The sequence below is a fragment of the Aureimonas altamirensis genome, assembly GCF_023702225.1.
Classification (GTDB): domain Bacteria; phylum Pseudomonadota; class Alphaproteobacteria; order Rhizobiales; family Rhizobiaceae; genus Aureimonas; species Aureimonas altamirensis_B.
This window is the reverse complement of sequence record NZ_JAMQCO010000007.1, coordinates 253,752-265,260: the sequence shown is the minus strand read 5'-3', so window position 1 is coordinate 265,260 and position 11,509 is coordinate 253,752. Positions and strand designations below refer to the sequence as shown.

The 11,509-nt window shown below is 66.2% G+C and carries 9 protein-coding genes; 6 read left to right on the top strand and 3 right to left on the bottom strand.

The genetic code is table 11. From position 1 onward, the window contains the following. Positions 1–34 precede the first annotated feature (34 nt). From NDN16_RS13630 to NDN16_RS13610, 5 genes are all read left to right on the top strand, one after another. On the top strand, positions 35–1,714 hold the full coding sequence (locus tag NDN16_RS13630) for a formate--tetrahydrofolate ligase (protein WP_251114121.1): 1,680 nt from the start codon (positions 35–37) through the stop codon (positions 1,712–1,714). Between the two features lie 243 nt (positions 1,715–1,957). After that, entirely contained in the window at positions 1,958–4,147 is a 2,190-nt protein-coding gene (locus NDN16_RS13625) for an anthranilate synthase (RefSeq protein ID WP_251114120.1), read from the top strand. 49 nt (positions 4,148–4,196) lie between these two features. After that, the gene (locus NDN16_RS13620; protein WP_251114162.1) at positions 4,197–5,060 is read left to right on the top strand and encodes a cation diffusion facilitator family transporter; all 864 of its coding nucleotides are present in this window, start codon (positions 4,197–4,199) and stop codon (positions 5,058–5,060) included. A gap of 336 nt (positions 5,061–5,396) precedes the next feature. Next, a complete protein-coding gene (gene leuA, locus NDN16_RS13615) occupies positions 5,397–7,085 on the top strand; it encodes a 2-isopropylmalate synthase (protein WP_251114119.1) in 1,689 nt (562 codons plus the stop codon). Between the two features lie 100 nt (positions 7,086–7,185). After that, the gene (locus NDN16_RS13610) at positions 7,186–7,803 is read left to right on the top strand and encodes a hypothetical protein (RefSeq protein ID WP_251114118.1); all 618 of its coding nucleotides are present in this window, start codon (positions 7,186–7,188) and stop codon (positions 7,801–7,803) included. Here the strand turns inward: NDN16_RS13610 and NDN16_RS13605 are convergent. Both NDN16_RS13605 and NDN16_RS13600 read right to left on the bottom strand, forming a co-directional pair. Next, the gene (locus tag NDN16_RS13605) at positions 7,800–8,975 is read right to left on the bottom strand and encodes a benzoate/H(+) symporter BenE family transporter (protein WP_251114117.1); all 1,176 of its coding nucleotides are present in this window, start codon (positions 8,973–8,975) and stop codon (positions 7,800–7,802) included. The two genes, NDN16_RS13610 and NDN16_RS13605, sit on opposite strands and share 4 nt — an antisense overlap. A gap of 90 nt (positions 8,976–9,065) precedes the next feature. Continuing rightward, positions 9,066–10,001 (bottom strand): metallophosphoesterase family protein, encoded by a 936-nt coding sequence (locus tag NDN16_RS13600; RefSeq protein ID WP_251114116.1) that lies wholly within the window; start codon positions 9,999–10,001, stop codon positions 9,066–9,068. Positions 10,002–10,057: 56 nt separating this feature from the next. On the opposite strand from NDN16_RS13600, the gene NDN16_RS13595 reads away from it, so the two are divergent. After that, positions 10,058–10,510, top strand: coding sequence for an NUDIX domain-containing protein (locus NDN16_RS13595; protein ID WP_251114115.1), 453 nt, complete (start codon positions 10,058–10,060; stop codon positions 10,508–10,510). Here NDN16_RS13595 and NDN16_RS13590 read toward each other — a convergent pair. Beyond that, the gene (locus NDN16_RS13590) at positions 10,493–11,494 is read right to left on the bottom strand and encodes a glutathione S-transferase family protein (RefSeq protein ID WP_251114114.1); all 1,002 of its coding nucleotides are present in this window, start codon (positions 11,492–11,494) and stop codon (positions 10,493–10,495) included. The genes NDN16_RS13595 and NDN16_RS13590 overlap by 18 nt on opposite strands. Positions 11,495–11,509: the final 15 nt, after the last annotated feature.

The window sequence follows — 11,509 nt, the reverse complement described above, 5'->3', positions numbered from 1 at the left end:
AAAGCGACAGGCCCGACCTTCGAGGGGATTCGACGTGACCGCATTTCCATCCGACATCGAAATATCGCGGGCGGCTTCCAAGCGGCCGATCGCCGAGGTGGCGGCGCGCCTGGACATACCCGACGAGGCGCTGGTGCCGTACGGGCGCGACAAGGCAAAGGTGGAGCGCGCGTTTCTGGACGGGCTGTCCGGTCGCCCCGACGGCAGGCTCATCCTGGTGACGGCGATCAATCCGACGCCCGCCGGAGAGGGCAAGACCACGACGACGGTGGGCCTCGGCGACGGGCTGAACGCCATTGGCCGCAAGGCCGCGATCTGCCTGCGCGAGCCCTCGCTCGGCCCCTGCTTCGGCCAGAAGGGCGGCGCGGCCGGCGGCGGAAGGGCGCAGGTGGTGCCCATGGAAGACATCAACCTGCATTTCACCGGCGATTTCCACGCCATCACCTCGGCGCACAATCTGCTGGCGGCAATGGTGGACAATCATATCCACTGGGGCAACGCACTGGGGCTCGATCCACGCCGCGTCGTCTGGCGGCGTGTGGTGGACATGAACGACCGTGCGCTGCGCGATATCGTCGTATCCCTCGGCGGGCCGGCCAACGGCCTGCCGCGCGAGACCGGCTTCGACATCACCGTCGCATCGGAAGTCATGGCCATCGTATGCCTTGCCGCCGACATTGCCGACCTGGAGGCCCGGCTGGGCCGTATCGTGGTGGGCTATCGCCACGACAGAAGCGCCGTCACCGCCGGCGACCTGAAGGCAACCGGCGCGATGGCGGCGCTGCTGCGCGACGCGATGCTGCCCAACCTCGTCCAGACGCTGGAAAACAACCCGGCCTTCGTGCATGGCGGCCCCTTTGCCAATATCGCCCATGGCTGCAACTCCGTGGTGGCCACGAAGGCGGCCTTGAAGCTGGCCGACTACGTCGTCACCGAAGCCGGCTTCGGCGCCGATCTCGGCGCGGAAAAGTTCTTCGATATCAAGTGCCGCATGGCCGGCCTGCGCCCCGACGCGACGGTGATCGTGGCCACCGTGCGCGCACTGAAGATGAATGGCGGCGTCGCCCGGTCGGCGCTGGGAAGCGAGAATGTCGAGGCGCTGCGCAAGGGCGCCGCCAATCTGGGCCGCCACATCGAGAATGTGCGCGGCTTCGGCGTACCCGTCATCGTGGCGATCAACCATTTCGGAACGGACACCACGGCCGAGCTCGATGCCCTCAAGGCCTATGTGGCGCGCATGGGGGTGGAGGCCGTCGTGTGCCGGCATTGGGCGGAAGGCTCTTCCGGCATCCTGGAGCTGGCCGAGAAGGTGGCGGCCCTGGCCGATGGCGGCACCGCCGAGTTCGCCCCAATCTATGCCGACGAGCTCAGCTTGATCGACAAGGTCGAAACCGTCGTGCGCCGCATCTATCGCGGCCGGGCGGTGACGGCCGAGCCGCAGGTGATGAAGGAACTGGAGCGGTTCGAGGCGGCGGGCTTCGGCCATCTGCCGGTCTGCCTCGCCAAGACGCCCTATTCCTTCTCGACCGATCCGGCGCTGATCGGCGCGCCCGAGGGGCATATCGTGCATATCCGCGATGTCAGGCTGTCGGCCGGAGCGGGGTTCGTCGTCGTCATCTGCGGCGATATCCTGACCATGCCGGGGCTGCCGCGCGTGCCGGCTGCGGAGCATATCTCGCTGGGCCTCGACGGCCTTGTCGAAGGCCTCTCCTGAAGACTTGGAGTTGCAAAGCAAAGGCAAGTTCGGGCGCGCATCGTTTTTCGTTTGCGCGCCGGGCCGGCAGGCGCTAACGCTTTGCCCATGAACATGATGTGCGCGAACGACAGGCTTTGGTGGCAGGCTCGCTGACGGCGGCCGACGACCATTCGTGTGTTCGATCAGATGGGCCGCCACGGGAAACCGGCGGCCTTTTTCGTTTGTGCCGCCGCCGAGGCTTTTTGCGAAGGGAAGGCGAGGATGAGCCTGGATAGTCAGTCCGAGGTCACGGAAAGCTATGTGACGGAGGGCGGCGTTACCATAACCCGCCGGCGCAAGCCGATCGAATATGCCGGCGCCATCGACCCGGTGATCGACCGGCTAGATACGCGGCGCGGCGCCGTCTTCTCGTCCAATTACGAGTATCCGGGCCGCTATACGCGCTGGGATACGGCGATCGTGGATCCGCCGGTCGTCATCACGGCCAGCGGCCGCAGGATGCGGATCGAGGCGCTGAACCCGCGCGGCGAAGTGCTCGTCAGCCTGATCCAGCCGGCCATCGACGGCAATGCCGATATCGCCGCCATGACGCACGAGGGTGGCCGCATCGACCTGACGGTCAAGGAGCCGGACCGCGCCTTCACCGAGGAAGAGCGCTCGCGCATGCCGACCGTCTTCTCGGTCCTGCGGCTCATCGTCCAGCTGTTCAAGTCCCACGAGAACGGCGATCTCGGGCTCTACGGCGCCTTCGGCTACGACCTCGCCTTCCAGTTCGACCCCGTGACGCAGCATCTGGCCCGGCCGGACGACCAGCGCGACCTCGTCCTGTTCCTGCCGGACGAGGTGCACACGGCGGACCATTATTCGGCGACGGCCTATATCGACAGTTTCGAGTTTTCCAGGGACGGCCTGTCCACGGAAGGGCTGCCTGGTGGCGGCCCCGACGCGCCCTACCGCGCGGCGGAAGCCGCGCCTGCGCGGGGCGACCACGAGCCCGGCGAATATGCGCGCCTGGTGCGCCGCGCCAAGGAGAAGTTCATGCGCGGCGACCTTTTCGAGGTCGTGCCGGGCCAGACCTTCTACGAAGAGTGCCGGACGGCGCCGTCCGCCGTATCGCGCCGGCTGAAGGCGATCAACCCGTCGCCCTATTCCTTCTTCATCAATCTCGGCGACAACGAATTCCTGATCGGCGCGAGCCCGGAAATGTTCGTGCGCGTCAGCGGACGCAGGGTGGAGACGTGCCCGATCTCCGGCACGATCCGCCGCGGCGACGATGCGATCTCCGACTCCGAGCAGATCCTCAAGTTGTTGAATTCCCGCAAGGACGAGTCGGAGCTCACCATGTGCTCCGATGTCGATCGCAACGACAAGAGCCGCGTCTGCGAGCCGGGTTCGGTCCGCGTCATCGGCCGGCGGCAGATCGAGATGTATTCGCGACTGATCCACACCGTGGACCATATCGAGGGACGCCTGCGCGACGGCATGGACGCGATGGACGCCTTCCTGTCGCATGCCTGGGCCGTGACGGTGACGGGCGCGCCCAAGCTGTGGGCCATGCGCTTCATCGAAAGCCACGAGAAGAGCCCGCGCGCCTGGTATGGCGGGGCGGTGGGCATGATGCATTTCAACGGCGACATGAATACCGGGCTGACGCTGCGCACCATCCGCCTGCGCAACGGCATCGCCGAGGTGCGCGCCGGCGCTACCCTGCTCTACGATTCCAACCCGGAGGAGGAAGAGGCCGAGACCGAGTTGAAGGCATCGGCCTTCCTGGCTGCCATCCGCGAGGCGGGGGCCGACACTGTCCGCCCCGAGCAGGCGGCCCGCGTGCCCGTGGGCGAGGGGGTGCGCGTTCTGCTGGTGGACCACGAGGACAGCTTCGTGCACACGCTGGCGAACTACATCCGGCAGACGGGCGCCGAGGTGACGACCGTACGCACGCCCGTGCCCGCCGAAATCTTCGACCGCGTGCAGCCCGACCTCGTCGTGCTCTCGCCGGGGCCGGGCAACCCGGACGATTTCGATTGCCGCGCCACGATCGACGCGTCGCGCCGGCGCAACCTGCCGATCTTCGGCGTCTGCCTGGGCCTGCAAGCCCTGGCGGAAGCCTATGGCGGTACGCTGCGCACCCTGCACGTTCCCGTGCACGGCAAGCCATCGCGCATTCGCGTCAACCGGCCGGGCGTGATCTTCGACGGGCTGCCTTCGGAGGTGACGGTGGGACGCTACCACTCGATCTTCGCGGACCCGGTGCGTCTGCCGCGCGATTTCGACGTGACGGCCGAAACGGACGACGGCATCGTCATGGCTTTCGAGCATCGCAGCGAGCCTGTGGCCGCGGTCCAGTTCCACCCCGAAAGCATCATGAGCCTCGGCGGCGAAGCCGGGATGCGCATGATCGAGAACATCGTCGCCAACCTGCCGCGCAAGGTCAGGGTCAAGGCTGCTTAGGCCGGAGGGCGTCGGCGTGGTGCAACTGAAGACCGCCAACCAGATCGCCATGACGACAATCGTCGTCGCCGTGGTGGTGCTGGGGCTGAAATACCTTGCCTTCCTGGTGACGGGCTCGGTCGCCCTGTACTCGGACGCGCTGGAGTCCGTCGTCAACGTGGTCGCCAGCCTGGCGGCGCTGTGGGCCATCAACGTCTCCGCGCGCCCGGCCGACGCCGACCACCCCTTCGGACACCACAAGGCGGAATATTTCTCGGCCGTCCTGGAGGGCGTCCTCATCACCGTCGCCGCGCTGCTGATCCTGCGCGAGGCATGGGGAGCCTATCTGGAGCCGCGCACGCTGGACACGCCCTTCAAGGGCATGGCCATCAATGCCGTCGCAACGGCCATCAACGCCTTCTGGGCATTGTTCCTGCTGCGGCAGGGCAAGGCGCGGCGGTCGCCCGCGCTGGTGGCCGACGGGCGGCATATCATGGCCGACGTCTTCACCTCGGTCGGCGTTCTGGCGGGGCTGTTCCTGGCGGTGGCGACGGGCTGGCACATCCTCGACCCGCTGATGGCAGCACTTGTGGCGCTCAACATCCTGCGCGAAGGGGTGAAGGTGGTCACCTCCTCGCTCTCGGGCCTCATGGACCAGGCCATGGATCCGCAGGAACTGGACCTGGTTCGCGATATCATCTCGCAGCGGGCCGACGGTGCACTGGAAGTGCACGACCTTAAGACGCGCCATGCCGGCCCCGCCTTCTTCATCGAATTCCACATGGTTGTGCCCAGCACCATGACGGTGGGCGAGTCCCATGCCATCTGCGACCGGATCGAGGATGCCCTGCAGGAAGGCTTCCCGGCGGCGCGCGTCCTGATCCATGTCGAGCCCGAGGAAGAGGCGAAGCAGACCGGGGTGCCGGTCCTGTGAAAGCATAACCACAAGGGGCTTGCTTTTGCGCCGGAGGCGAAGCAATTTGCAGCCATGACGATTCACGCGGCACACGGAATGGAAAGGTCTGGCGGCAACGCCGGCGTTTTCGCGTCTGCCGGTCTCGGCCTTCTTCTTCTCCTTAGCGGCGGTCGTCGGGCCCGTTGAGAGGGACGCCCGGCGGTCGGAGCCGGCGTTCGATGGACGTACACGTCCCCTCAGAAAATCAGGAACATCAATCCGACAGGCTCCCGCCGGCACGGAGGATCGCCGGCCCGGCAGCCCCTTGAGAAGGCAAGAAACATGTCCCATACCGCCCGCACGAGCCGGCCAGTCATGACCCGTGCCGCCGAGAAATATCAGCCTTATCCTTCCATCGACCTGAACGATCGGCAGTGGCCGTCACGTCGCATAGAGACCGCGCCCATCTGGTGCTCGGTGGACCTGCGCGACGGCAACCAGGCGCTCGTCGACCCCATGGGCCACGAGCGCAAGGCGCGCATGTTCGCCTTGCTCAAGGACATGAACTTAAAGGAAATCGAGATCGGTTTCCCGTCCGCTTCGCAAACCGACTTCGACTTTACCCGCTGGGCCGTGGAAGAAGGCGGCGTGGCCGATGACGTATCCCTGCAGGTGCTGGTGCAGTGCCGGCCGGAATTGATCGCCCGCACCTTCGAGGCGCTCGAGGGCGCGCGCCATCCGATCGTCCACTTCTACAACTCCACCAGCGAGTTGCAGCGCCGCGTCGTGTTTCAGAAGGACAGGGCCGGCATCAAGCAGATCGCCGTCGACGCCGCCAGGATGATCGCCGAGATGGCGGACAAGGCCGGGGGTGGCTTCCGCTTCCAGTACTCGCCCGAAAGCTTCACCGGGACGGAGCTGGAGTTCGCGTTGGAGATCTGCAACGCCGTCACCGAAGTCCTGCAGCCGACGCCCGAGAACCGGCTGATCCTCAACCTGCCGGCGACGGTCGAAATGTCGACGCCCAACATCCATGCCGACCAGATCGAGTGGATGAGCCGAAACCTCGACAATCGCGAGGCGATCATTTTGTCGCTGCATCCGCATAACGATCGGGGTACCGCCATCGCCGCAACCGAGCTGGGCCTGATGGCCGGGGCGGATCGCGTCGAGGGAACCCTGTTCGGCAATGGCGAGCGCACGGGCAACGTGGACATCGTCACGCTGGCGCTGAACATGTTCACGCAGGGCGTGGACCCAGAGCTGGACGTATCGGACATCAACCGCATCAAGGATGTCTACGAATACTGCAACCAGTTGCGCATTCCCGAGCGGCACCCCTATGTGGGCGAACTTGTTTATACGGCGTTTTCCGGCTCGCACCAGGACGCCATCAACAAGGGCATGAAGGCGGCGAAGTCGGCCAACAAGCCGTTGTGGGAGGTTCCCTATCTGCCCATCGATCCGAAGGATGTCGGGCGCAGCTACGAGGCGATCATCCGGATCAACAGCCAGTCGGGCAAGGGCGGCATCGCCTATGTCCTGCAGGCCGATTACGGCCTGAACCTGCCGCGCAACCTGCAGATCGAGTTCCGCGAGGAGATCCAGCGCATCACGGACATCGAGGGCAAGGAATTGCCGGTGCGCCGCATCTACGAAGAGTTCCTCGAAGCCTATGTCGACCAGCCCGACGCACCCCTGTCCTTCATCGAGCACATGACCCGCTCGGATGGTGGTTCGCGCACCGAGCGCCTGGTGGAAGCGGTGATCCGCGAAGGCACCGAGGAAGTCCGCATCGAAGGGCGGGGCACGGGGCCGATCGACGGCTTCATCGACGCTTTGTCGCGCCATACCGGCATCGACATGTCCGTCGCCGACTATTCGGAGCACTCGCTGCAGCGCGGCTCCAACGCGACGGCGATCTCCTACATGGAGATCGAGTATCCCGGCGGACGCGTCTTCGGCGCGGGAATCGACCACAATATCGTGGCCGCTTCCCTGAAGGCCATCGTGGCGGCCGCCAATCGCGCCATCCTTGCACAGCGGGCCGCGAAGGCGGCGTGATCCGCATGGCGGCGGCGGGCCTGAAGCCCGCCGTCGCACTTTCTTAACGAGCGCCGGTGTCTAATGCCCTCCGGAATGCGGAATGCATCGGAGTTGCGACATGGCCGAGTTGAAACACGATATCGCGGTTGCCAAGGGCTCGCGCAGACTGGCGGATGCCGTCCGCGCGGCAAAGATCGCCGCAGCGCAGCGGTCCGACATCGTCGTCGATATCCGGGAGGCCGAGAAGGCGCGGCTTGGAAGCCTGGCCGACGAGATGCGGGAGGTGGCCGAGGCCGTCCCGCCGACGGACGACCTATTCGATTTCACCCTGTCGGAAGGGCCGCAGCCCCGTTACTGGGTGGACGGGACGGCGCATATCTCGATGGCACGCGACCGTATTACCTATCGCTTCCTGCGGGAAACGCGGCTCGGCCGGGTGACGCTGGCCGAATCCACCGATGTCCAGCGCATGGTGGATGCGGTGACCGAATATGTCGCCGAACGGATGGTCGAGCGGGATCGCGCCATGGCCCTTTCCGACCGGGTCGCGGCGCGGGGCGAGGGCGGAAAGCTGGTCATCGCCAGCGCATCCGACCTGCAGGATGCCATGGCGACGCCGGCTGCGAAGGACCGTACCGGGCTCATGATGGCGGCCGCCTGGCTGCTGATCGGCGCCGTGCTGGGCGCAGGCGCGCTGGTCGGACTGTCGACCTACCTGTCCGCCCCGGTGCTTTAAATCACCCCTCCGGAGACGGCGCGCTTCATCAGCAGGACCGCCGCGCCGGCGACGAGGCCCCAGAAAGCGGCGCTGACGCCGAAGAAGGCGACGCCGGATGCCGAGACGACGAAGCAGATGGCCGCTGCTTCCCGCTCGCCCGCATCCTCCATCGCGCCCTGGACGGAAGCCGCGAACGCGCCCAGCAGGGCCAGTCCGGCAATCGTGCCGATCAGCAGGGGCGCATGTTCGGCAAAGGCGACGATCCAGCCTGCCGCAAGGCCGAAGACGATATAGGCGATGCCCGACGAAATGCCGGACAGATATCGCAGAGCCTTGTCGGGGCCGGCCTCGGGCCCGGCGCACAAGGCGGCGGTGATGGCTGCCAGGTTGATGGCGCAGCCACCGAACGGCGCCGTCGCCATGGTTGCCGCGCCCGTGGTGACGAAGATGGGCCCGGGTGCCGGATCGTAGCCGTTGAGCTTGATGATCGCCAGGCCGGGCACGTTCTGGGACGCCATCGTGATGACGTAGAGCGGCAAGGCGATGCCGATGATCGCCGACAGATGGAACTGCGGCATGGTGAACACGGCCCCGGCTATGTCAGTGCCGCCCGGCAGGCCTGCCGCCCCCGGCCCCAGAACGACCAGCGCGATCGTGACCAGCGCCGCGACGGGGACCGCCGCGATCCGGCGCCACAGGCCGACCAGCAGGAATGTCGCGACGATCAGGCCCGCCTGCAGCGGCGTTTCGGCAAGTGCGCGAACGGGAGCCGCGCACAGGTCGAACAGGATGCCGGCCAGCATGGCGTTGGCCAGAGAGCGGGGCACGGCGGTGATCCAGCGGCCGAGGGGGCGGACGAGCCCGGTCAGGACGATCAGTGCGCCCGTTGCCAGGAAAGCGCCGACGGCGGCCGCAAATCCGCCTTCCGGCACTCCGGCGATGGCCAGGAAGGCCGCGCCCGGCGTCGACCAGGCGATGGAGATCGGCATGCGCGTGCGCCAGGAATAGACGATGCTGCACAGGCCCATGACGACCGAAAGTGCGAGCAGGCCGGAGGCGGCTTGCGCCGGGGTTGCGCCGACACCGCGAAGGCCCTGAACGATGACCGAGAAGCTGGACGAGAACGCGATGACGGCGGTCAGCAGCCCTGCGGCCAGCGGCAGGACCTTGGTTGCGGATGGGGTGGACATGCCCGGCGCCGGCCTTGGTGATTGATGCTGCAATCTCCATAGAACAGCTTCGTGAAATGCCGCAACACAAAACCGTCCCCGCGGTTACGGTCAGCCGGAGGTTTCCATCGCAGCCGTCGTGCCGTCGCCCAGCAGATGGCGCTGCCGCACCCATCCGATGGCCTGGCCATCCTGTCCGTAGCCGCGCTCCCGCTGGGTAAGCGACCATTCGCCCGGGCCGCCATCGATCTCGAACAGGCTGTAGCGGGCAGCGGGCTTGTCGTGGCCGGTGCTTTGGCTTGCCGAGGGCACGCCGCAGACCGGAACCCGTTCTCCGCCCGGCCCGGTGAGCCAGTAGAGCGTATCCAGATGCGTATGTCCGTGCAGGACGAGTTCCGCCCCGGCATCGTGGATCACGCGCGAGAAGAACTGTTTGCCGATCAGCCGCTTCGACCAGGCGGCAGCGCCGGGGATGGGTGGATGATGGATCAGGACGACACGGAACAATCCCAGGCCGTGGGCCTGCGTCAGCAGTTGCGCCGTCCGCAGGGCCTGCCGGCGCTTGAAACTGCCGGTGGCAAAGAAGGGGGCGGTCGCCTCCGCGCTGGATGTGCCGATGATGGCGACGGGGCCGCGCACCCGCATGTAGGGAAAGCGGCGATCGTCGAACGACAGGCCGTCGTCGCCGATCATGTAGCCGTCCCATTCCCGGCAGGCCCGGTTGAGGGCGCCGGGTACGTAGGCATCGTGATTTCCCGGCACCAGGGACACCCAGTCGGGCTTGCCCAGATCCTCCAGCCAGAGGCGCGCGCCATCGACTTCGGTCTTGGTCGCCAGATTGACGAGATCTCCGGTCACGGCCACATGATCTGGCTTGTGCTGGCGCATGTCGGCGACGAGGTTCAGCAGCGTATCGCCGAACATGGCGCGCTTTCGATTCCGCTGCCAGTTGATGTAACCGGTAATGCGCTTGGACGCGAGCTCGCGGTACGAGACTTCGGGCAGGGGACCGAGATGGATGTCGGAAAGATGGGCGAGTCGGAACATCAGCGGCAATGTAGACGGGTGACGGTTTTTGGAAAGAGCCTGGGGGTGAAGAGCGCGTGAGACTTGGCGACCGGCTGTTCCACCTGTTTTTCGTGCTGAGGCGCCCGATGACGCTGGGCACGCGCGTCGCGGCCTTCGATGCCGAGGGGCGCGTCTTCCTCGTACGGCACACCTATATCGCCGGCTGGCATCTTCCGGGCGGCGGCGTGGACCCCGGCGAAACCTGCGAAGCGTCGGCCCGCCGCGAACTTGCCGAAGAAGGCAACATCGATTGCCCCGAAGGCCTGCGGCTGGTGTCGCTGCACTTCAACCGCCGCGCCTCGCGCAGGGATCATGTCGTATTCTACCGTGCGGACGGCGTGCGGCAGACGGCGCCCCGCCGCGCCGACGGCGAAATCGCCGAATGCGGCTTCTTCCCGCTGTCGGACTTGCCCGAAGGCGTTACCGCCGCCACGCGCGCGCGCCTGTGCGAGCTTGCCGGAACCGCGCCCTCAGCCCCGCACTGGTGACGCGCCCGGAAGCCGGTCCCGGTCGTGCGGCCCGTCGAGATGCTGTTCGGGCCCCAGGGGTACGATGCCGGTCGGGTTGATGGTTTTGTGGCTCTCGTAATAGTGGCCCTTGATATGCCGGAAATCGACCGTCTCCGCGACGCCGGGCCATTGATAGAGCTCGAGCATGTAATTGTAGAGATTGGGGTAGTCGGCGAGGCGCCGGCGATTGCACTTGAAGTGCCCGACATAGACGGGATCGAAGCGGATCAGGGTCGTGAAGAGCCGCCAGTCCGCCTCGGTCGGCCGATCCGCGACAAGGTAGCGCTGCCGTCCGAGACGGTCCTCCAGCTCGTCCAGCACCTCGAACAATCTGCGGAACGGAGCCTCGTAGGCCTCCTGCGTCGTCGCGAAGCCGCACTTGTAGACGCCGTTGTTGACGGCCTCGTAGACAAGATCGTTGGTGGCGTCGACCGCGGCCCGCAGGTGGGGCGGATAGAAATCCAGCCCGGCATCGCCGAAGGCGTCGAAGCTGTCGTTGAACATGCGAATGATTTCGGACGATTCGTTGCTGACGATCGTTTCCGTCCGCTTGTCCCACAGGACGGGGACTGTGACGCGGCCGGTAAATTCCGGGTCGGCCTTCAGGTAGACCTGATAGAGCTTGTCGGCCCGGTTGACGCCATCCGGTATGGCGCCCGGCCTTTGCGAGAACTCCCACCCGTTCTCCGCCATCAGCCAGTCGACGACGGACAGGGAGATGACGTCCTCGAGCTTCTTCAGCTTGCGGAAGATCAATGTGCGATGGGCCCATGGACAGGCGAGCGATACATAGAGGTGATATCGCCCCGCTTCCGCCGGGAAGCCGCGTTGTCCTTGCGGCCCCGGCTCTCCGCCGGGGGTGATCCAGTCGCGGAAGACGCTTGCCTCGCGCTTGAAGCTGCCGCCCGTCTTCTTGGTATCGTACCAGACGTCCTGCAAGACGCCGTCAACCAGCATTCCCATGAGCGGTCTCTCCTG

Excerpts from the sequence above, each read along its gene's own strand:
- NDN16_RS13600 (WP_251114116.1), bottom strand. The coding sequence starts at position 10,001 with ATGTTCCGACTCGCCCATCTTTCCGACATCCATCTCGGTCCCCTGCCC.
- NDN16_RS13605 (WP_251114117.1), bottom strand. The coding sequence starts at position 8,975 with ATGTCCACCCCATCCGCAACCAAGGTCCTGCCGCTGGCCGCAGGGCTG.
- NDN16_RS13590 (WP_251114114.1), bottom strand. The coding sequence starts at position 11,494 with ATGGGAATGCTGGTTGACGGCGTCTTGCAGGACGTCTGGTACGATACC.
- NDN16_RS13620 (WP_251114162.1), top strand. The coding sequence starts at position 4,197 with ATGACGACAATCGTCGTCGCCGTGGTGGTGCTGGGGCTGAAATACCTT.
- leuA (WP_251114119.1), top strand. The coding sequence starts at position 5,397 with ATGACCCGTGCCGCCGAGAAATATCAGCCTTATCCTTCCATCGACCTG.
- NDN16_RS13610 (WP_251114118.1), top strand. The coding sequence starts at position 7,186 with ATGGCCGAGTTGAAACACGATATCGCGGTTGCCAAGGGCTCGCGCAGA.
- NDN16_RS13625 (WP_251114120.1), top strand. The coding sequence starts at position 1,958 with ATGAGCCTGGATAGTCAGTCCGAGGTCACGGAAAGCTATGTGACGGAG.